The organism is Pseudarthrobacter sp. 10T415 (genome assembly GCF_056394175.1).
The window spans coordinates 554,402-574,559 of the sequence record NZ_JBFTHJ010000002.1 but is presented as its reverse complement, the minus strand read 5'-3'; the positions used below and the strand labels follow the sequence as shown (position 1 = coordinate 574,559).

The 20,158-nt window shown below is 67.1% G+C and carries 18 protein-coding genes and 2 tRNA genes; 14 read left to right on the top strand and 6 right to left on the bottom strand.

What is annotated here, in order from left to right:
- Positions 1–83: 83 nt before the first annotated feature.
- From AC1DBN_RS05515 to AC1DBN_RS05500, 4 genes are read right to left on the bottom strand one after another with little or no spacing between them, the layout of a single operon-like run.
- Entirely contained in the window at positions 84–1,274 is a 1,191-nt protein-coding gene (locus AC1DBN_RS05515) for an acyl-CoA dehydrogenase family protein (protein ID WP_477722716.1), read from the bottom strand.
- Positions 1,271–2,764, bottom strand: a complete 1,494-nt coding sequence (locus tag AC1DBN_RS05510; RefSeq protein ID WP_477722715.1) for an APC family permease — start codon at positions 2,762–2,764, stop codon at positions 1,271–1,273. Before AC1DBN_RS05510 ends, AC1DBN_RS05515 begins: the two co-directional genes overlap by 4 nt.
- The gene (locus AC1DBN_RS05505) at positions 2,761–3,972 is read right to left on the bottom strand and encodes a glutathionylspermidine synthase family protein (RefSeq protein WP_477722714.1); all 1,212 of its coding nucleotides are present in this window, start codon (positions 3,970–3,972) and stop codon (positions 2,761–2,763) included. Before AC1DBN_RS05505 ends, AC1DBN_RS05510 begins: the two co-directional genes overlap by 4 nt.
- Before the next feature lie 2 nt (positions 3,973–3,974).
- The gene (locus AC1DBN_RS05500) at positions 3,975–4,625 is read right to left on the bottom strand and encodes a Tat pathway signal protein (RefSeq protein ID WP_477722713.1); all 651 of its coding nucleotides are present in this window, start codon (positions 4,623–4,625) and stop codon (positions 3,975–3,977) included.
- A gap of 140 nt (positions 4,626–4,765) precedes the next feature.
- Here AC1DBN_RS05500 and AC1DBN_RS05495 point away from each other — a divergent pair, with 140 nt between their 5' ends.
- The 11 genes from AC1DBN_RS05495 (at position 4,766) to AC1DBN_RS05445 (ending at position 15,725) form a co-directional block, all read left to right on the top strand.
- Positions 4,766–5,422 carry an MOSC domain-containing protein gene (locus AC1DBN_RS05495; protein ID WP_477722712.1) on the top strand — a complete coding sequence of 219 codons (657 nt, stop codon included), beginning with the start codon at positions 4,766–4,768 and terminating at the stop codon, positions 5,420–5,422.
- A 402-nt stretch (positions 5,423–5,824) separates the two neighbouring features.
- Positions 5,825–7,945, top strand: a complete 2,121-nt coding sequence (locus AC1DBN_RS05490) for a DEAD/DEAH box helicase (RefSeq protein ID WP_477722711.1) — start codon at positions 5,825–5,827, stop codon at positions 7,943–7,945.
- Positions 7,946–8,300: 355 nt separating this feature from the next.
- Positions 8,301–8,372 (top strand) — tRNA-Thr (locus tag AC1DBN_RS05485).
- Positions 8,373–8,433: 61 nt separating this feature from the next.
- A tRNA-Met gene (locus AC1DBN_RS05480) sits at positions 8,434–8,507 on the top strand.
- Between the two features lie 94 nt (positions 8,508–8,601).
- Entirely contained in the window at positions 8,602–9,390 is a 789-nt protein-coding gene (gene yidC, locus AC1DBN_RS05475; protein ID WP_477722710.1) for a membrane protein insertase YidC, read from the top strand.
- A gap of 74 nt (positions 9,391–9,464) precedes the next feature.
- Complete coding sequence (locus AC1DBN_RS05470) at positions 9,465–10,058, top strand: carboxymuconolactone decarboxylase family protein (RefSeq protein WP_091722104.1); 594 nt, start codon at positions 9,465–9,467, stop codon at positions 10,056–10,058.
- Between the two features lie 3 nt (positions 10,059–10,061).
- Complete coding sequence (locus AC1DBN_RS05465) at positions 10,062–10,637, top strand: dihydrofolate reductase family protein (RefSeq protein ID WP_091722101.1); 576 nt, start codon at positions 10,062–10,064, stop codon at positions 10,635–10,637.
- A 16-nt stretch (positions 10,638–10,653) separates the two neighbouring features.
- Positions 10,654–11,310, top strand: coding sequence for an SDR family oxidoreductase (locus AC1DBN_RS05460; RefSeq protein ID WP_091722098.1), 657 nt, complete (start codon positions 10,654–10,656; stop codon positions 11,308–11,310).
- Between the two features lie 15 nt (positions 11,311–11,325).
- Complete coding sequence (locus AC1DBN_RS05455) at positions 11,326–12,897, top strand: Na+/H+ antiporter (RefSeq protein WP_091722095.1); 1,572 nt, start codon at positions 11,326–11,328, stop codon at positions 12,895–12,897.
- A gap of 139 nt (positions 12,898–13,036) precedes the next feature.
- Positions 13,037–14,749 carry a glycoside hydrolase family 13 protein gene (locus AC1DBN_RS05450; RefSeq protein ID WP_477722709.1) on the top strand — a complete coding sequence of 571 codons (1,713 nt, stop codon included), beginning with the start codon at positions 13,037–13,039 and terminating at the stop codon, positions 14,747–14,749.
- Between the two features lie 34 nt (positions 14,750–14,783).
- Entirely contained in the window at positions 14,784–15,725 is a 942-nt protein-coding gene (locus tag AC1DBN_RS05445; RefSeq protein WP_477722708.1) for an aldo/keto reductase, read from the top strand.
- A 39-nt stretch (positions 15,726–15,764) separates the two neighbouring features.
- Here AC1DBN_RS05445 and AC1DBN_RS05440 read toward each other — a convergent pair whose 3' ends face one another.
- Positions 15,765–16,406, bottom strand: coding sequence for a winged helix-turn-helix transcriptional regulator (locus AC1DBN_RS05440; protein ID WP_477722707.1), 642 nt, complete (start codon positions 16,404–16,406; stop codon positions 15,765–15,767).
- A 5-nt stretch (positions 16,407–16,411) separates the two neighbouring features.
- A complete protein-coding gene (locus AC1DBN_RS05435) occupies positions 16,412–16,846 on the bottom strand; it encodes a VOC family protein (protein WP_091722086.1) in 435 nt (144 codons plus the stop codon).
- 134 nt (positions 16,847–16,980) lie between these two features.
- Between AC1DBN_RS05435 and AC1DBN_RS05430 the strand changes: the two genes are divergently transcribed.
- From AC1DBN_RS05430 to AC1DBN_RS05420, 3 genes are all read left to right on the top strand, one after another.
- Entirely contained in the window at positions 16,981–18,111 is a 1,131-nt protein-coding gene (locus tag AC1DBN_RS05430; protein ID WP_477722706.1) for a DUF1648 domain-containing protein, read from the top strand.
- 190 nt (positions 18,112–18,301) lie between these two features.
- Positions 18,302–19,165: an HpcH/HpaI aldolase/citrate lyase family protein gene (locus AC1DBN_RS05425; RefSeq protein WP_056075502.1), complete on the top strand. Its 864-nt coding sequence runs from the start codon at positions 18,302–18,304 to the stop codon at positions 19,163–19,165.
- A 29-nt stretch (positions 19,166–19,194) separates the two neighbouring features.
- Positions 19,195–20,136, top strand: coding sequence for a DUF2797 domain-containing protein (locus AC1DBN_RS05420; protein ID WP_477722705.1), 942 nt, complete (start codon positions 19,195–19,197; stop codon positions 20,134–20,136).
- The last annotated feature ends 22 nt before the right edge of the window (positions 20,137–20,158 follow it).

Sequence of the window (20,158 nt, the reverse complement as noted above, 5' to 3'; positions counted from 1 at the left end):
CCCGCCCCTTCCCAACTAACTGGCAGTTGTTGTCGTTCTGAGCCGCGAAAACGACAACAACTGCGGGTCAGTTGGGGGAGGGGTTAGCGGAAGGCGGGCAGGCCCGTGATGTGCTGGCCCAGGATCAGGGTGTGGACCTCGTCGGTGCCCTCATAGGTGCGCACCGACTCGAGATTGGCGGCGTGCCGCAGCGGCGGGTAGTCCAGGGTGATGCCGTTGCCGCCCAGAATGGTGCGGGCTTCGCGGGCGATTTTGATGGCCTCGCGGACGTTGTTCAGCTTACCGAGTGAGATCTGCTCGGGCCGGATGGTACCGGCGTCCTTGAGCCGGCCCAGGTGCAGCGCCAGCATGGTTCCCTTCTGGATTTCCACCAGCATGTTCACCAGCTTCTCCTGGGTGAGCTGGTACCCGGCCAGCGGCTTGCCGAACTGGAGGCGGTCCTGCGAGTAGGCCAAGGCGGCTTCGTAGGAGTCACGGGCTGCACCCATGGCGCCCCAGGCGATGCCGTACCGGGCCTCGTTCAGGCAGGTGAACGGTCCGCGCAGGCCGAACGCTCCGGGGAGCAGGGCCTCGGGACCCAGTCGGACGCCGTCGAACGTTATGTCGCACTGGATCGATGCGCGCATGGACAGCTTCTGCCCGATGGGCGTGGCGGTGACGCCGGGGGTGCCTGCGGGGACCACGAACCCGCGGACACCGTCCACTGTCATGGCCCACACCACCATCACGCCGGCCACGGACGCGAGCCCGATCCAGCGTTTGGCGCCGCTAAGTATCCACCCGGCGTTGTCCCCGCTGCCGTCACGCGTTGCCGTGGTGGCCATCGAGGACGGATCGGAACCGGCACTGGGTTCGGTCAATGCAAAGCAGCCGATTACCTCGCCGGCGGCCATCCGCGGCAACCATTCCTGCTTCTGCTCCTCGGAGCCCCACGTGTGGATGGCGGTCATAGCGAGCGAGCCCTGCACCGACACGAACGTGCGGATCCCGGAATCGCCGGCCTCCAGTTCCATCGCCGCCAGCCCGTAGTCGACGGCGGTCCGGCCCGGGCAGCCATAACCCTCCAGGTGCATGCCCAGTACGCCGAGCTCACCGAGTTCCGGCGCCAGTTCCACGGGGAAGACGCCGTCCTCGTACCAGCGGGCGATGTCCGGCCTGATCCGCTGGGCGGTGAAGTCGCGTACCTTCTGCCGCAGGGACAGCTCTTCGCCGCTAAGCAGGGCGTCGAGGTCCAGGACGTCTGAGGGGCCGGCAGCCATGGCGTCACCGGTCATTTCTTGGCCAGGAAGTAGCCGCGGGTGGAGGGCAGGAACCGGCAGACGGCGGCGAGCACCACGCCCAGGGCCAGCAGCACCACGCCGCTGACGAACGCGCCGCCGACGCCGAAGATCTGCGTATCGCCGTAGGCCGGATCCCACATCTGCACGGCAGAGATGAAGAACGCCGCGGTGAGGAGCAGCGCGCCCAGCAGCGGCAGGACGCCGCGGAACCACAGGTTGCGCGCCGATTCGCGGAGCGTCCCGCGGAAGTACCAGAAGCAGGCGAACCCGGTCAACGCGTAGTAGAAGGCGATGAACAGGCTGATGGCGCTGATGGAATCGGCCAGCAGGTTCTCGCTGAGGAAACTCATCACCACGTAGTAGGCCCCGGCCGCAATGCCCATCACCTTGGTGGAGAAGCCGGGCGTCTGGTTGCGGGGGTGCACCTCGCCGAACTTGGGCGGCAGGGCCCCGTGCGTCCCCATCGAGAGGGTGCCGCGGGCCGTGGGCAGGATGGTGGTCTGCGTGGAGGATAGCACCGAGGCAAGGACCGCGACGACGATCAGCCAGCCCCACGGGCCCAGCACCACGTCCTTCATGGCCAGGAAGACATCGGCCTGGTTGGCCTCGTTGCCCAGGCCAATGCCGTCGCTGCCAACGGTGGCGTACATCATCACCAGCAGCGCCACGGAGACGTAGATGGCCACCAGCACGAACGCCGAGATGACGGCGCCGCGGCCGGGGGTCTTGGACGGGTTTTCGGTTTCCTCGTTCAGGGCCAGGCAGGTGTCCCAGCCCCAGTAGATGAACAGGGCCAGCAGGGCACCATGCACCACGGCGCCGGGGTCGGCGAACGCGCCCACCGGGTTGAACCACTCGAAGTCGAACGCCTGCCCCTCTGGCGGGCCGCCCACAATCCTGATCACAATCGCCAAAGCAAAAATGCCCAGGGCGATGTACTGCACGTAGGTCAGCACCCGCTGGACGTGCTCGCCCAGCCGGATGCCCCGGTAGTTCACGAGCGTCATCAGCACAATGAAGAGCACACCCGTGCCGGTGACCACCAGCTTGTTCTGGGCCAGGGATCCGTCACCGATGAGCAGCCAGAGGTACTGCCCCGCCACCTGGGCCAGGTTCGCCAGCACCACGATGCCGGCGAGCGCCACACCCCAGCCACCCATCCAGCCCGCCCAGGGGCCGAAGGCCCGCCGCGACCAGGTGAACGTGGTGCCGCAGTCCGGCATGGCACTGTTCAGTTCCCGGAAGGCGTAGGCGATGAACAGGACCGGGATGAACCCGAGCAGCAGCACGAACGGCGTGTAGTTGCCGTTGACCGCCACGATCAGGCCCAGCGTCGCGGCGAGGGAGTACACCGGTGCCGTGGAGGCGAGGCCGAGCATGACGGAGTCGCCGAGGTCCAGGATGCCGGCGCGCAGGCCCTTGGCCTGGACGGTGGTGCCGGACGGGCCGCCCTGGCCTCCCGCCGTCGTCATGTCTGTGCTCATAGGGTGATACCTGCCTTGCTGGAGGAAGTTCCGGCGCCCAGCGGTGCGGGCGCGTCGATGGTGTTCGGTACGAAGCGGCAGAAGTAGTCCGTGATGGGCCCGTCCGATTCCCTGATGCCGCAGCCCACGGATTCGCCGTCCACCACCCACAGGCCCAGCACCGGATGGTTGCCGTCAAAGTCGGGCAGCTGCTGGTACTGCTGGTAGCACCAGCCTTCCCGGCCGTACCCGCCGGGCTGTTCCAGGCTGATTCCCGGTGCATGGATCTTGATGTTGTCGCCCTCGCGGCCGTGCAGCGGCTTGGCCACCCATTCCTTCAGCGGACCGGGATTGTCCAGGTAGGCCGGCAGCAGGTTGGGGTGGTTGGGGTAGAGGTGCCAGAGCGCGGCAAGGAGCGCCTTGTTGGAGAGCAGCATTTTCCACGCCGGTTCCACCCAGCGCGGGTTATGGGCACGCTCCAGCAGACGGGGTCCGAATGGTTCCTTCATCATCAGCTCCCACGGGTAGAGCTTGAAGATGGTGCTGATCATGAAGTTGTCCATGTCCACGAACCTGTTCAGGTTGGGGTCCCAGCCGATGTCGGACATGTTGATGCCGATGGTGGTCCAGCCGGCCTGGCTGGCGGCGTCCCGCATGTAGGCGGCGGTCATCCAGTCCTCGCCGGATTCCTCCACCTCGGAGTGGGCCACATGCAGGGTGGACATGCCGGTACGGTACTGGAACTTCTTCCACTGCCGGATCAGCGCTTCATGGATGCCGTTCCACTGGTCCTTTTCCGGGAACACGTCCTGGAGCCAGAACCACTGGGCCACCGCAGCCTCGATCAGGCCGGTGGGGGTGTCCGCGTTGTATTCGAGCATCTTGGCCGGGCCGCCCTGCCCGTCGTAGATGAAGTCGAACCGGCCGTAGACATCAACGTCGCCGGCCTGGAGCGACTCGGCGGCAAGCTCCAGGGCCTGCGGGCCAATACCGATAGGGCCCATGGCGCCGGTGGCCAGGAACTTGGCGGCCTCGAGGCACATGCGGTGCATTTCCTCGGCCGTTTCCTCGAGCCGTTCCACCTCATCTTCGGTGAACTCGTAGTAGGCGGACTCGTTCCAGTATTCGATCTTCCGGCCGTCATCCATGGTGGTGGTGGAGAAGACCAGGCCCTGTTCTTCAATTTTCTGTTTCCAGCCCGGGCGTGGGTTTGACAGCAACCGCTTCACGCTCAGCCCCCCGAACTCTTGCCGCCGCTGGTGCCGCTCTTGGCGCTGGTGCCGAATCCGCCGCGGCTGACGGTGCCGCCCTTGCTGCTGTAGCCGGTGGAGGCCTTCGCGCCGCTGGGCATGGTCCGGGTGTAGTTCGGTGCGGTGGACCGGTTCTGCCCCACGGCAGGCACTGAGGCGCCACGGGAGTAGAAGTACCACGCGTAGATGCCGCCGCTGCGCCCCGCCGAGCTGTTGCAGCTGGCGTCCTCTACGCGTTCGCCGGTTTCGTCGTTGAAGCACACCTGGGCGTATTCGGGATCGTCCTGGTTGCTGGCCACGACGGCGGTGATGGTGCCGGCGAGCAGGGCGGTCACGCCCAGGCCGACGACGACGGTGCGCCGCTGGGAGCGCTTCTTGCGGGCCACTGCCTCGTTCTGCTGCTTCTCCCGGTCACGGGCGAACGGGTCCACCGGGGTGACGGGTTCGTTGAGGAGCTCGGGGCGGAGCTCCGGCTTGGGCACCTGCCACGGGGGAGGTTTGGGGGTATTGCCCCCATCTGGGGACTCGGCATCGCCGCCCGGCTGGCCGTTGCCGGCGTTGCTGCCCGGTTGGTTGTCCGGCTCGTTCTTTGGACCTTTATCGTCTGGATCCACGGCGTCCCCCTCAGTCATCCACGTGAATTGGGCACAGCGCTGCACCCCAAGTTGTGATCTGCACATCAGCGTAGCCCCTGCCCGTGCCCGCTGCGAGCCTGAAACAGGGGAGAACTGCCCACAATATGAGCCCAAGGGCCGGACCCTAGACTGGAGCCATGGAAACCGCTTCACTGCTTGCCGTCTGTCGCGTCCACCAGCTCCTGCCGGATGCCTCAAACGTGGGCGTGACCGCCATCGACAAGCGCCCGGCGGAGGGTCCGGTCAAGGTGCACCGGCTGGGACTGACGGGGGACATCCAGGCCAACCGGGTCCACCACGGCGGCCCGGACCAGGCTATCTACGCGTACTCCCAGGCCGACGCCGACTATTGGGGCGACATGCTGCAGCGGGAAGTCCCGCCGGGGGAGTTTGGCGAGAACCTCCGCGTGGCCGGCCTCGATGCCACCTCCGCGGTGATTGGTGAGCGGTGGAGGATCGGGCTGGACGTGGAGCTGGAAGTCACCTCGCCCCGGACGCCGTGCGCCACGTTCCAGCGGCGGCTGGGGGAGCACCAGTGGGTCAAGCGCTTCACCGACGAAGGGCGGGTGGGAGCCTACCTGCGGGTCATCAGGACCGGCAGTATCCAGGCGGGGGACCACATCCACCGCACGTACGTTCCGCAGCACGGTGTCACCGTGGGCAAATGGTTCAGCGATCCTGACCTGGAGTCCATGGAAGCGCTCCGGGATGCCGAGGCCGACGGCGAGATCAGGCTCCAGCAGCCCGAGTTCGGTAAGAAGTTCGAGGCTTTGCTGCGCAGGCTTGGGCAGTAACGCCGGGCTGCAGTACCGTGGCACGGCGTCCATGTGCGCAACCTCACCGCCGTCGCCGCCGGTTCAATTACCAACGCGGGGCGCGCATACCTTACACTTGAAACATCCCCCACTCCGGAAATCCCTTTTTCCTGCCCAATTGTTGAGGCAGGACTGGCAAGTGTTGGGGCCCGCATCTGACGGGCATTTTCATAGGGAGAGCCGGCTGAAGTAAACGCTGTACAGACTGCTGGGATAGCAGCCAAGAGATGCAGCGCGAAGTCCTGCCACGGGATTGCGAAAGCGCCGGACTTCTGTGACCGGCCGGTCAGCGTTTGCCCGGCACCCACGGCACGCGTACTGCGGCTCCGCTCACCCCCGGGTAGTGCCGCCTGGCCCCCTATGGATGAGGAATATTTCCCTATGCCCGAAAACCAGAACGAAACCACCGAAGCCATCGACGAGGCAGCAACCCCCGCGATTGAGGAAGCAGCCCCGGCTGCCGCCCCCGCAGCTGATGCCGAGACGAACGGCGACGCTAAGGTTGAAAACGACGCCAAGGCTGACGCCGACGAGGACGACACCGTGAAGTTCGCCGATCTCGGCATCGACGGCCGCGTCCTCGCCGCCCTGCAGGATGTTGGATACGAGAAGCCCTCGCCCATCCAGGCCGCCACCATCCCGCTGCTGCTCGAAGGCCGCGACGTTGTTGGCCTGGCGCAGACCGGTACCGGCAAGACTGCAGCATTCGCAGTGCCGGCACTGTCCCGCCTGGCTGAACTCCACGACCTCAACGGCCCGTCCCGCAAGACCCAGGCCCTCGTCCTCGCCCCCACCCGTGAGCTGGCACTCCAGGTTGCCGAGGCCTTCACCTCCTACGCCAAGCACATCGACGACTTCACCGTCCTGCCCGTGTACGGCGGCTCCGCGTACGGCCCCCAGCTGGCCGGCCTGCGCCGCGGCGCCCAGGTTGTTGTGGGTACCCCCGGCCGCGTGATCGACCACATCTCCAAGGGTTCCCTTGACCTGTCCGAGCTGCAGTACCTGGTGCTGGACGAGGCCGACGAAATGCTCCGCATGGGCTTCGCCGAAGACGTGGAGCAGATCTTCCAGCAGACCCCCTCGGACCGCCAGGTGGCCCTGTTCTCGGCCACCATGCCGGGCCAGATCCGCCGGATGTCCAAGCAGTACCTGAACGACCCCGCCGAGGTCCAGGTCAAGTCCAAGACCACCACCGGTGCCAACACCCGCCAGCGCTACCTGCAGATCATGGGCCCGCAGAAGCTGGACGCCATGACCCGCATCCTCGAGGTTGAAGAGTTCGACGGCGTCATCGCCTTCGTGCGCACCAAGATGGCCACCGAGGACCTGGCTGACAAGCTGCGCGCCCGCGGCTTCCAGGCTGCCGCCATCAACGGCGACATCCCGCAGCAGCAGCGCGAGCGCACCGTGGACGCGCTGAAGGAAGGCCGGATCGACATCCTCGTGGCCACCGACGTCGCGGCCCGTGGCCTTGACGTGGAGCGCATCAGCCACGTGGTCAACTACGACATCCCGCACGACACCGAGTCCTACGTGCACCGGATCGGCCGCACCGGCCGCGCAGGCCGTTCAGGCGAAGCCATCCTCTTCATGACGCCCCGCGAAAAGTACCTGCTGCGTTCCATCGAAAAGGCCACCCGCCAGCCCGTGGAACAGATGCACCTGCCGACTGCCGAGACGGTCAACACGTTGCGCCTGGGCAAGTTTGCCGAGAAGATCACCGAGACCCTTGCCTCGGAAGACGTCTCCGCGTTCCGCGACCTCATCGCGTCCTACGAAGAGGAGCACAACGTTCCCGCTGCGGAGATTGCTGCTGCACTGGCCGTCATGGCCCAGGGCGGACAGCCGCTGCTGGTCAAGGAACTGGCTGCAGCTCCGGACTTCCAGAAGCGCGAGCGCTCCAAGGACGGCTTCGGCTCCCGTGGCCCCACCCGCCAGCTGACCGAAGGCAACGCCACGTACCGCATTGCGGTGGGCCGCCGCCAGCGTGTCATGCCCGGTTCGATCGTGGGCGCCATCGCCAACGAGGGTGGCATCTCCTCCGCACAGATCGGCGGCATCGACATCCGCTCGGACCACTCCCTGGTGGAGCTGCCCGCGGACCTGAGCCCCGAGCAGCTGCGTGCACTGTCCCGCACCCGGATCGGCGGCGAGCTGATCCACCTCGAACTGGACAACGGCCGCAAGCCTTCCGGTGACCGTGGCGCCTACCAGGGCAACCGTGGCGGCGACCGCGGCGGTTACTCCGGCGGCTCCGGCGGCGGCAACTTCAAGGGCAACGGCGGCTTCAAAAAGGATTTCCGCAAGAACGACGGCGAGCGTTCCTCCGCTGACCGTGGCGGACGCTCCTACAGCGAGCGCTCTGAGCGCTCCTTTGGCGCCGACTCCGGCGCCAGCCGCGGCCAGGCCAGCGACTCGCGCTTCGGCGGCCACGGCGACGGTTCCCGCAAGCCGCGCGGCGAGGGTGGCCAGCGCGACTTCAACCGCAAGGGCAAGTGGTAAACGCCAGCCAGTCTGACGTTTAAAAGGATGGGCCGGCTTTCGAGCCGGCCCATCCTTTTGCGTTAACAACATACGGCCGGCGGCCGACGGCGGCGCTGCTGCGGATGCGCCCGCCGCCGCTGCGGCATGTTGTGTGTGTGACTCGCCACACCCCGTGGCGGGATTGCCGCCGTCGGACGCCTTTTTCGAGGTCCCGCACCCCGGTGCAGGGCGCCCGGCCGTACCCCGGATCCCTGCTGTGGCGCGGAAAACAGACCCGCCGAGAGGCCTTCACGCGGCCGGCTGGCCGCCCTTGGAAGCTGTCCGAGCGCCGATTTGTTGGGAGCTAAATCTTCCGGTAGAGTATTTCTTCGTTGCCCCCCTAGCTCAGTGGTAGAGCGCGTTCTTGGTAAGAACGAGGTCACCGGATCGATTCCGGTGGGGGGCTCTGAATGAGGGCCTGCGTCAAGGCGGTTTTGACCGGCTTGACGCAGGTTTTTCTCATTCGTGGCGGTGTAGCTCAGTTGGTTAGAGCGCACGACTCATAATCGTGAGGTCGGGAGATCGAGCCTCCCCACCGCTACAGGCTAAGCCCCCGGAATCCCCCGAGATTCCGGGGGCTTTCCTGTTTCTCCGAAGGGCAGTAGTTTTGCAGCAACTGTCGAACGGGGGAATCGGTGGATGTTCTTGCACAGGTCATGGAGCCATTCAGGTGGCTGATGTCCGCAGTCCTGGTGGCCTTCCACGACGGATTGACCGCCCTGGGCCTCCCCGCGGACGGCGGAGGGACCTGGACGCTGGCCATCATCGGATTGGTGCTGGTGGTCCGCGCCGCGCTGATCCCCGTGTTCCTGGCGCAGGTGCGGGCCCAGCGGCGCATGCGCCAACTGCAGCCGGACCTGATGGCCCTCCAGGAAAAGTACAAGGGCCGAACGGACCAGCAATCGCGGCAGGCCATGGCCCAGGAACAGATGGCCCTGTATAAAAAGCACGGCACCAACCCCTTCTCCGCATGCCTGCCGCTGCTGATCCAGGCGCCGTTCTTCCTGGGCCTCTTCCAGGTGCTCGCCGGCATCCCCGACGCAGTGGGGCGGGGGACAGGCATTGGCGCCATGGAGGCCGCCCAGGCGGAGCAATTCAACGTGTCCACCATTTTCGGTGCGCCGCTGTCGGCCTCCCTCCTCCATGGCGGCGGTGACGCGGCGGCAGTCGCCGTGCTCGCCGTCGCCATGATCCTGGTGATGACCGCATGCCAGTTCCTGACCCAGAAACTCGTGTCCGCCCGCACCATGACCACGGGGGACGCCGACAACCCGCTGGTCCGCCAGCAGCGGATCCTCCTCTACGCCCTGCCCATCGTTTTCGCCCTCGGCGGGGCGTTCTTCCCCATCGGGGTCCTGGTCTACTGGACGGTGTCGAACCTCTGGACGCTCGGCCAGCAGTACTTAGTGAACCGCAAGGCCTGACGGACTGTTTACAAAAACCCGCACCCGGACAACAATGGGCGCGTCAGCCATCGCCCTGCCCCCGAGGACCAGCCATGACCATCCTCCGCATGATCCCCGAAGCCGAAGCGGACGGTCTGCAGGCAGGGATTTACAGCGACGACATCCGCACGCTGGGGCACGTCCCCAGCCACACGAAGGCCATGAGCCTGAACCCTGAGGCTTACCTGGCCTGGGAGGCGCTCACACGGGCCATCAGCTCGTCCCTGGGGCTGCGCCGCTACGAACTGGTCACGCTCGCCGCAGCCCAGGCCCTGGGGTCCTCCCACTGCCGTCTGGCGCACGGCAAGAAGACCCTCACCATCATGGGGGAGGAGGAGCTCGCGGCGATCGCCCGGGACTTCCATCAGGCCGGGCTGCCGGCCAGTGAGGTGGCCATGATGGATTACGCCGTGAAGCTGAGCACCGACGCTGCAGGCATGGCGGATCCAGATGCGCAGCGGCTTCGTGACCTTGGCTTCAGCGACCGAGAAATCGCCGACATCACACTGGCTGCGGCCGCCCGGAACTTCTTCAGCCGTGCCCTGCTGGCCCTGAACGTGGACCTGGACGTGCCGGAGGGGCTCAGCCCCGGGCTGCAGGCCGCCCTCCTCTCGCCGCTTCCGTCCTCCGGTACAAGAAAGGCATAGGGCATGGCGCAGCTCATCTACTCGGGCCTCATTTCGCTGGACGGCTACCTCGCGGACCGGAACGGCAACTTCGACTGGAGCGCCCCGGACGAGGAAGTCCACGCGTTCGTCAACGACCTCGAACGGGACGCCGGCACCTACCTGTACGGGCGGCGGATGTACGAGGTGATGTCTGCCTGGGAAACCTTTGGCGCTCCGCCTTCGGATGAGCCGCCGGTGATCCAGGACTACTCCCGGATCTGGCGCGCTGCAGACAAGATCGTCTACTCCACCACGCTGGAACGCCCTGCCACCCCGCGGACCAGGATCGAACGCCGGTTCGATCCTGACGCCGTGCAGAAGCTCAAGGACGGCGCGGATGGGACCATCGGCATCGGCGGTGCCACCATCGCGGTGGCGGCACTCTCCGCAGGGCTGGTGGACGAGTGCCAGGTGTTCGTCAGCCCGGTGGTGGTGGGCGGCGGGCTGCGCTTCTTCCCGGAAGGCCTGGAGCTCAACCTCGAACTCCTCGAGGAGCGCCGGTTCGGAAACGGTGTGATGTACCTCCGCTACCGCAGCCTCAGTGGGAACTGCAGCTAGGGGGCAGAATGGGTCCATGACCCGAATCGCAATCATTGGCGGCCACGGCAAAGTGGCCCTGCACTTGTCCACCCTCCTCACCGGGGAAGGCCACAGCGTCACCTCGTTCATCCGCAACCCGGACCACGCCGCCGACGTCACGGCAACCGGTGCCACGCCGTCGGTCCTGGACATTGAAAACGCCCCGACGCCGGCCATCGCCGAAGCGCTGCAGGGCCACGACGCCGTGGTGTGGTCGGCCGGAGCCGGCGGCGGCAACCCGGACCGCACCTACGCCGTGGACCGGGACGCGGCCATCCGCTCCATGGATGCCGCAGCGCAGGCAGGCGTCAACCGGTACGTGATGGTGTCCTACCTGGGCGCCGGCAAGGACCACGGGGTGCCTGAGGCCAACAGCTTCTACGCCTACGCCGAAGCCAAGGCGGACGCGGACGAGTACCTGCGCGGCACGGACCTGGCGTGGACCATCCTTGGCCCGGGTTCCCTGACGGAGAAGCCGGGCTCAGGGCGCATCGACGTCAACCCGCCCAAGGAAGGCGGCGGAGAAACGTCCCGTGCCAATACCGCTATTGTTGCCGCAGCGGTGCTGGACCTGCCCGAAACCGCGGGCCGGACCATCGAATTCCGTGACGGGTCGCTTCCGGTGGCGGCAGCGCTGGAGCCGCAGGCCTAAGCGGAACCGCAGCAGATGGACCAGCTGGCACTGATTATTGGGCTCCTCCTGGCCACCGTTGTAGCTGTGGGGCTGGGGGACAGGCTGCGCCTGCCGTATCCGGTCCTGATGCTGCTCCTGGCGGTGGCGCTGACCTTCATTCCGGGATTCCCGGACCTCGAAATAGAGCCGGAACTGATCCTGCCGATCTTCCTGCCGCCGTTGCTCTTCGCCACGGCCCAGCGGAGCTCCTGGGCCGTGTTCCGGGTCCGGTGGCGGACGCTGATCATGCTGGCCGTGGCGCTGGTGGTCATCACCACGGCAACGGTGGCAGGCGCCGCGTGGCTCATGATCCCCGGGATCGGCATCCCCGCCGCCATCGCACTGGGCGCCATGGTGGCACCGCCGGACCCGGTGGCCGTCGAATCCGTGGCGAGCCGCGTGCACATGCCGCGCAGGCTCACTACCGTCCTGCAAAGCGAGGGGCTGTTCAACGACGCCGCGGCCATCGTCATCTTCCAGGCGGCCGTCGCGGCGGCCGTGGGCGGCACCAAAGTGGAGGCCGACGTCGTCCTGAAGTTCGTGGTGGGCGCGGCACTTGCCGTGGTGGTCGGCGTCGCCATGGGCTGGGTCATTGCCCTCGCGTACCGGTTGGTGAACTCGATGGTGGCACGCAGTGCCATCACGCTGGTGGTGCCTTTCGCGGCATACATCCTGGCCGAGGAGGTGCATGCTTCGGGCGTGATCGCCGTGGTGGTCACCGCCCTGGAGATGCAGAGGCACTCCCGGCCGCAGGACGCCGCCGAGAGGGTTACCCGCAACGCCTTCTGGGACGTGGTGGAGCTCCTGGTCACCGGGCTGGCCTTCGGGCTGGTGGGCCTGGAAATCCGGCACGTGATCAGGGACGAGGGAACGGCAATCTTCGGCATGATCGGCGTGGCCCTGGTGGTCTGCGTGCTGGTGTTCGGCGTGCGGTTCCTGTGGCTGGCCGTGCTGGCCCTCGGAGCCCGGAAACGGCGGAACCTGCTGCAGCCCACGTCCCTGAAGGAAGTGGTCATCCTGACGTGGTGCGGCATGCGCGGCCTGGCAACGCTGGCCCTCGCCCTGGCTTTGCCGGTGACCCTGGCGGACGGGAGCCCGTTCCCGGGACGGGACTATCTGCTGGTCATCGCCTGCGCCGTCCTGCTCGCCACCCTGGTCCTGCCCGGGCTGACCCTGCCGTGGCTGATGCGGGTCCTGAAGGCCACCGGCGACGGGTCGGAGGAACGCGATGCCGCACGGCTGCTGGCCAAGCGCGCCCAAGGTGCCGCCGTTGCAGCACTCAAGGGCCACGACCTCATGAAGGACCTCCCGCCCGAAAAAGTGGAACTGGTCAAGGAGAGGATGAAGCGGCTGCAGGCCGAACTCCTGGACGGCAGCCTCCGGAACGAGTCCCTGCCGGAGAAACGCCAACGTGGCCGGGAACTGGCCATCGCGGTCCAGACCATCGCGCTGGACGCCGCCCGGCAGGAAGTGGTGGCCGCGCGGAGCGAACCTGACATGGACCCCGAAGTGGCGGACCGGGTGCTCCGCCAGCTGGACCTGCGGACCATGATCATGCCCGAGTGACCCGGACGGCAGCGCCGGAACCACCAACGGTCCCCGGCCAGCACTGTTGACCTCCCGGTGCAAAGCACCAGATAATACTTAGGCAAGTAAATTTAGATCCAATATAAAAACGCCGCGACCAGCAGAAAAGGATCCCTCCTTGTCCACCACCGCCACCCTGGCAACCCTGTCCGACTCCGATCGCCTGTCCGATCCGAACTGGTGGCGACAGGCCTCCGTCTACCAGATCTACCCCCGCAGCTTTGCCGATTCGAACGGCGACGGCATCGGCGACCTGAAGGGCATCACGGCCAAGGTCCCGTACCTGAAGACGCTGGGCATCGACGCCGTCTGGCTGAGCCCCTTCTACCCGTCGGCACTCGCGGATGGTGGCTACGACGTGGACGACTACCGCGACGTGGACCCCAAGCTGGGCACGCTCGAGGACTTCGACGCCATGGCCATGGCCCTGCACGAGGCCGGGATCAAGCTGATTGCCGACATCGTCCCCAACCACTCGTCCAACCGGCATGAGTGGTTCCGGGAGGCGCTCGCCGCGCCCAAGGGATCCCCGGCCCGCGACAGGTACATCTTCCGCGACGGCAAGGGCCCCAACGGCGAGTTCCCGCCGTCGGACTGGGACTCGGTCTTCGGCGGCCCTGCGTGGGAACGGATCACCGAACCGGACGGTACGCCGGGGCAGTGGTACATGCACATCTTTGCCAAGGAACAGCCGGACCTGAACTGGGCCAACCGCGAAATCCGTGACGACTTCCTGAAGACCCTCCGTTTCTGGTCCGACCGCGGCGTGGACGGCTTCCGGGTCGACGTGGCGCATGCGCTCACCAAGGACCTCACCGAGCCGCTGCTGTCCAAGCTGGAGCTCAGTGCCGCGAACACCGGCGTGGACGGATTCGACGACGGCACGCACCCGTTCTGGGACCGCGACGAAGTCCACGAGGTCTACGCGGAATGGCGCGAGGTATTCAACGAGTACAACCCGCCGCGCACGGCTGTCGCCGAAGCCTGGGTGCACGCCAGCCGCCGGGCCCGCTACGCCAGCCCGCAGGGGTTGGGCCAGGCCTTCAACTTCGATCTGCTGCAGTCCGACTTCGACGCCGCCGAGTACCGGGAAATCATCACCCGCAACCTCGCCGAAGCCACCGCCACCGGGGCCTCCTCCACGTGGGTCTTCTCCAACCACGACGTGGTCCGGCATGCCACCCGCTACGCGCTGCCGCAGATCGCGAAGACCAAGGCCGGCGCGAAGGGCCAGGACGGCAAGGACTGGCTGCTGGCCGGCGCCCCCGCCGATCAGCTGGACGTTGAACTGGGCGAACGCCGTGCCCGGGCGGCAACGCTGCTGATGCTCGCCGTCCCCGGTTCCGCATACCTTTACCAGGGTGAGGAACTCGGCCTGCAGGAAGTGGCTGACATCCCCGAGTCGGAGCGCCAGGACCCGTCCTTCTTCCGCAACAAGGGCGTGGAAATCGGCCGTGACGGCTGCCGGGTGCCGCTGCCATGGAAAGTTGAGGGTACGTCGTTCGGGTTTGGTGAGGGCGGCTCCCACCTGCCCCAGCCTGGCTGGTTCAGCAAGTACGCCGTGGAAGCGCAGGACGGTACGGACGGCTCCACCCTGGAGCTCTACCGCAAGGCCCTGAAGCTACGCAGGGAACTGCAGACCGGCGAGGAACTCGAATGGGTGGACAGCGGCACCCCGGACATCCTGCACTTCAAGCGCCCCAACGGCTGGCAGTCCGTGACCAACTTCGGGAACACGGCCGTGGCGCTTCCTGCCGGTGACGTCCTGGTCAGCAGCGCGCCGCTGGAAGACGGAAAGCTGCCGGCCAACACCACCGCATGGCTGCGCTGACGATGGTTGCCGGCCGGCCGGACGCGAATTCCTGATGCAGGAACTCATTTACGGGTGCATGGGCCTGGGCGGCAGCTGGACCGACGAACCACACGGCCCCGGCCATGTGGACGAGGCCGCAGCTGCCGTCCAGGCGGCCCTGGACGCGGGCATCACCCTGTTCGACCATGCCGACATTTACCGCAGCGGCAAGTCCGAGGCCGTCTTTGGTGAGGTGCTCGCCTCCACTCCGGGCCTGCGCGGGCGGATCCGCCTCCAGACCAAGTGCGGCATCAGGCTGAACGAACGCGGCCTGCAGACGCACTATGACCTCAGCCGGGACGCCATCCTGGAGCGCGTGAACGGCAGCCTGGAACGGCTCCGGACGGACTACGTGGACATCCTCCTGCTGCACCGGCCGGATCCGTTGGCGGACCCCGCCGAGGTGGCATCCGCCGTCGGGCAGCTCATGGCCGAAGGAAAGGTGCGGCAGCTGGGTGTTTCGAACATGTCTGCGGCGCAGATTGAGGTGCTGCAGGACCGGTTGGAAACACCTGTTGTTGCCAACCAGTTGGAGATGAGCCTGCTCAAGCGGGCCTGGCTTGAAAGCCAGGTGCTGGTCAACCACCCCGAACACCTGGACTACAGCTTCCCGCACGGCACGCTGGAGTACTGCACGCGCAACAACATCACGCTCCAGGCTTACGGGTCGCTGGCGCGGGGTCTCTACACGGGAGCTGATCCCGACAGTCCAACATCGTCCGAAGCCGCCACCGCGGAACTCGTGGCGGAGTTGGCAGCCGAACACGGCACGTCCGGCGAGTCGGTCCTTTTGGGGTGGCTGATGAAGCACCCTGCGGGCATCGCGCCGGTGATTGGCACCGCCAATCCCGGCCGCATCAGGGCGTGCGGGGACGCGGCCCGCGTTTCCAAGGCCCTGACCCGCGCCGACTGGTACCGGCTGTGGGTGACGGCGCGGGGGAGCAATATCCCCTGAGCTGCCTGGGCGAAGGGTGCCCGGGGATGGTTTGCCAGGCTAGGCGGCCAGGTGGAAGGTGCTGGCGAAGCGCTCCAGGAGGTCGCCGCGGCCGGCCAGCACCTTGACCGCGCCGGTGGTGATGGCGCGGCCCGGCGTCAGCTCGCCGGAAATGAGCCGGCGGACATCGGGACCGGCGGAGAAAGCGAGGTCGGCAGGGCCGTCCCCGCGTTCCACTCCAAGGGTGCGGCCGTCCACCCGGATCAGCAGGGCAGCAGGGCCGAAATCGGCGGCGTAGGAGGTGGGGGGCAGGTGGGCCGCCACCTCCGGACGGAAGGCCGTGCGCAGCGCCATGGTCATTGAATCGGGGGTGATGACCTGGTCAGCCCTGGGCTCGCCCATCGCCTTGAACCCCCAGGCGCCGAGGGCCAGCACCAGCGGCTCAAGTTCACTGCCGTACGGCGTCAGTTCGTAAACGATGACGCGCGAGTGCGGTACGCGGCGGATGATCCCGGCCGCCTGCAGTTCCTTGAGCCGCGCCGCCAGGATATTGCTCGGTATCCGCGGAAGGCCCGCGGCGAGTTCACCGTAGCGGCGCGGCCCCACCAGGAGGTCGCGCACGATGAGCAGGGCCCAGCGTTCGCCCACGAGCTCAAGGGCCCGTGTGACGCCGCAGTACTGGCCGTAGTCCCGTGCCGCCATCGGCCCTAGGACTGCTGGTTTACGAAAGCCTGGGGGCCCTGTTCGGCCGCAGCGGGGTGCATGTAGCCGAATTCCAGGACGTTGCCGTCAGGGTCCGTGAGCTGGCGCTGGTACATGAAGCCGAGGTCCGTGGCCGGGTGGTCCTCGGAGCCGCCCGCGGCCAGGCCTGCGGCGACCGCCGTGTCCACGGCTTCCCTGTCGTCCAGGAAAATTGCCGTTGAGACGGACACTGCGGCGGCCGGGTCTCCGATGGGCCGGTCGGTGAAGGTCTGGAAGAAGTCGCGCACAAGGATCATGAAGTAGCTGTGGTCCTCTTCAACAACCACGCAGGCAGCATTGTGGTCCGTGAAGAGCGGGTTGATGGTGAATCCGATGGCCGTGTAGAACGCCTTGGCGCGGTCCAGGTCGGTGACCGGCAGGTTGACGAACATGGAAGTCATGATGGTCTTCTTTCGTAGGCACTTGGGTGATGCAAGTAACACTTGCAAAAAACAAGTGACAGGTCAAGGGTCTTTGGCGGGGCATTCCTTTTGGCGGACATTTCTTCTACAACTGGAAGGAGAAAGGACATGCCGTGACCGTCGCCATCATCCTGACGTCAGCGCTGCTGGCCATGGTGACCGTCCTCGCCCTCGCCCTGCCGGCCATCAACAGTGCCACGGTGCCGTTCGGGGTCCGGGTGCCGTCCCGCTACGCCGCTGATCCAGTGATCGTGGGGCAGATCCGCACCTACCGCAAGCGGGTGCTGGCCAGCGCGGTGGTTGTGGCTGCGGCAACGGCTGCCGTCTCTGCCGCCAGCGGAGAGGCGCTGCTGCTGCCGTTGTCCGTGCTGGTCCTCGTCGGGACGTGGTACGCCTGCTTTGTCCTGGCCAACCACGCAATCCGCGCCGCCAAGGCCGCCGGGGGCTGGTTCGAGGGCGTCCGGCAAGCGGCAGCAGCGGATGCCGGCCCGGGGGCAGGGGCGCCGTCTGAAGACGGGCTGGAAGCGCAGCCGGCGCGGGTGCCCTTCCCTTGGCTCTGGCTGGTCCCGGCGCTCGCCATCACGGCCGCCACGCTGGTCATCGGCGCTCTACGCTATCCATCGATGCCGGCGCTGCTCGCCGTGCACTATGGCGCGGACGGCGTGCCCGACCGGCTCGCCGCCAAGTCGATCGGCAGCGCTTTCTCGCTGGTCTTCGTGCAGTGCGGCCTGACGGCGCTGCTGGCAGCAGTGGCCGTTGCAGTGCACCGGAGCCGCCCGGACATCGACCCTGCGTACCCCGTCTCCTCTGCCCGCTGGCACCGCCGGTACACGGCGCAGAGCGTCAAAGCCCTGCTGGGCCTGGTGGCCATGATCGACCTCGGAATGCTCCTCTCATCGCTGCTGATGTGGACGGGCACCGTCAGCACCTGGGCGCCGCTCGCCGTCGTACTTCCTGTCCTGGCCGGAGTCACTGTTGCTGCCATTGTGCTGGCGCGGAACAACCGCGTGCCGGATGAGGGGGAACCGGATACAGGCCTGACGCACGTGGATGACGACAGGTTCTGGCGCGGCGGCTTGGTTTACGTCAACCGTGACGACCCCGCACTCATGGTGCCGCGCCGGTTCGGCCTCGGCTGGACCCTGAACTTCGGCAATCCCGGGGCTGCGATGTTCCTGGTGGGCGTGCTCGCGTTCGTTGGCCTCGTTATCAGCATCGTGGCAGCCCTGCGCCTGGGCGGCTGACCCGGCTGACCAGGCTGACGCCGCCCGGCTGACCCGGCTCGTCCGGATCACCCGGGAGGCTCAGGCGGCGGGCGGACGCTGCCGGGACGGGCAACCGGAACGCAGTCACAACCCGTTTAGTTCGTATTGATCCTCACACCGGAGCCCATTTCTTCCGCGTGCCGGTGGCGGGGCAGATACTGTAGAAGCCATGACGTCTACCACCGCCGCAGAGACCGTACGGCCTGAACGCAACATCCCCGCAGAGATCGCCCGCTCCTGGCTCCTCGTGAACGCCATGAAGACCGAGCTCTTCGACCAGTCCGCCGTCTCACGCGCAGATTCGATCATCCTTGACATCGAAGACGCCGTGGACCCGTCCCAGAAGGACACGGCGCGGGGCAACGTGGTGGACTGGCTGACCCGTGGCGGCCAGGCCTGGGTCCGCATCAATGACGCCACCAGCCCGTTCTGGGCAGATGACCTTGCCGGCCTCCGCGGCACCCCCGGCCTGCTGGGCGTCATGCTCGCCAAGACCGAATCCGCGGACCAGGTCACCGAAAGCTTCCACCGCATGGACGGCAAGACCCCGGTTATTCCCCTGGTGGAGTCCGCCGTCGGCATCGAAGAAGCCAACAACATCGCCAAGGCCCAGGGCGCCTTCCGCCTGGCCTTCGGTTCCGGTGACTTCCGCCGCGACACCGGCATGGCTGCCACCCCCGAAGCCATGGCCTACCCGCGCGCCAAGCTCGTCGTCGCCAGCCGCGTCGGCAACCTGCCGGGCCCCATCGACGGCCCCACCGTGGGCACCAACCACCCCATCCTGCGAGAGCAGACCGGCATAACCGTGATGATGGGCATGACCGGCAAGCTGTGCCTGGCCATCGACCAGACCCCCGTGATCAACGAGGTCATCAGCCCCACGCCGTCGGACGTCGCTTGGGCCACCGACTTCATGGCCGACTTCGAAGCCAACGGCCGCGTCATCCGCGACGGCTCGGACCTGCCCCGCCTGGGCCGCGCCGAAAAGATCATGAAGCTGGCTGTAGCCTTTGGGGTGCAGCCCGCGCTGTAGCGCCCGCCCCCAGCCTTTCAGGAGACCCCGTGACCGATACCCGTTATCTGGTCCACGGGGTCTTTTGGGATGGTCCGCCGGCCGCTACGGCAGCGGACGACGGCGGTGCCCCGGTCCTGCGCCTCCAGTCACCGTCCGGGGATTTCCGGGAGCTGAGCCTCCGTCCCGGCGCACGGCTCGGTTTTCGGGTGGCAGGGCCGGCCAAGTCCTGCCTGGGGCACCTGGTGGTCCACTCGTCCACCCGACGCGACCACATCCTCTGCAAGGCAGCGGCCCCGGCCGCCAGGGGACGGCAATGCGACCGCTGCTTCGTCCTGGACGAATCTCGACTGATCCACGACTTCCACCGCGGCGGCCGCGTGACTCCCGGACTCCGCGACTACCTGATGCAGGAGCACTGGCTCTACGTGGCCACCTTCGCCGGAGGCGCCACCAAGGTGGGTACTGCCTCCGGCCCCCGCAAGTGGAACAGGCTGGCCGAGCAGGGCGCCACAGTGGCCCGCTACGTGGCACGGGCGGACGACGGCCGGGTGGTCCGGGTCCTGGAGGACCTGGTCACGGCCGAGCTGGAGCTGACCCAGCTGGTGCGCTCCAGTGCTAAAACCGAAGCGCTCCTGCAGCCACTGGCCGCAGGAGACCTGGACGCCATCAGCAGCCGCCATGCAGGCGACGTGCGGCACCTGCTGGCCCGCACCGCCGTCGGCGGCTTCACCGTGGTTGACGAAACGTGGGTGCGTCCCGGCCAGGCGGACGCCGCCTACGGCCCGGCGGCCCGCCACGCCTATCCCCATCCACTGGACGGCGGGGAGCACGGCTTTACTGTCGCAGCCATCAGCGGGGCAAACGTCCTGGCCCGGCTGGACGGCACCGAGTCGCTGTTCGTGGTGAACCTCTCGCACCTGACGGCCCGGACCATCGAACCGGGAGACTTCGCCTCGGCAGTGCCGGCCGTGCAGGAGGCGCTGTTCTAGGACCTGCGCGAGAGTAGGCCCT

What these genes read in the sequence shown, in the direction of transcription:
- AC1DBN_RS05490 (WP_477722711.1), top strand. Translation starts at nt 5,825, where the DNA reads ATGCCCGAAAACCAGAACGAAACCACCGAAGCCATCGACGAGGCAGCA.
- AC1DBN_RS05435 (WP_091722086.1), bottom strand. Translation starts at nt 16,846, where the DNA reads ATGACTTCCATGTTCGTCAACCTGCCGGTCACCGACCTGGACCGCGCC.
- AC1DBN_RS05500 (WP_477722713.1), bottom strand. Translation starts at nt 4,625, where the DNA reads ATGACTGAGGGGGACGCCGTGGATCCAGACGATAAAGGTCCAAAGAAC.
- AC1DBN_RS05440 (WP_477722707.1), bottom strand. Translation starts at nt 16,406, where the DNA reads ATGGCGGCACGGGACTACGGCCAGTACTGCGGCGTCACACGGGCCCTT.
- AC1DBN_RS05465 (WP_091722101.1), top strand. Translation starts at nt 10,062, where the DNA reads ATGGCGCAGCTCATCTACTCGGGCCTCATTTCGCTGGACGGCTACCTC.
- AC1DBN_RS05495 (WP_477722712.1), top strand. Translation starts at nt 4,766, where the DNA reads ATGGAAACCGCTTCACTGCTTGCCGTCTGTCGCGTCCACCAGCTCCTG.
- AC1DBN_RS05455 (WP_091722095.1), top strand. Translation starts at nt 11,326, where the DNA reads ATGGACCAGCTGGCACTGATTATTGGGCTCCTCCTGGCCACCGTTGTA.
- AC1DBN_RS05460 (WP_091722098.1), top strand. Translation starts at nt 10,654, where the DNA reads ATGACCCGAATCGCAATCATTGGCGGCCACGGCAAAGTGGCCCTGCAC.
- AC1DBN_RS05425 (WP_056075502.1), top strand. Translation starts at nt 18,302, where the DNA reads ATGACGTCTACCACCGCCGCAGAGACCGTACGGCCTGAACGCAACATC.
- AC1DBN_RS05515 (WP_477722716.1), bottom strand. Translation starts at nt 1,274, where the DNA reads ATGACCGGTGACGCCATGGCTGCCGGCCCCTCAGACGTCCTGGACCTC.
- AC1DBN_RS05470 (WP_091722104.1), top strand. Translation starts at nt 9,465, where the DNA reads ATGACCATCCTCCGCATGATCCCCGAAGCCGAAGCGGACGGTCTGCAG.
- AC1DBN_RS05445 (WP_477722708.1), top strand. Translation starts at nt 14,784, where the DNA reads ATGCAGGAACTCATTTACGGGTGCATGGGCCTGGGCGGCAGCTGGACC.
- AC1DBN_RS05510 (WP_477722715.1), bottom strand. Translation starts at nt 2,764, where the DNA reads ATGAGCACAGACATGACGACGGCGGGAGGCCAGGGCGGCCCGTCCGGC.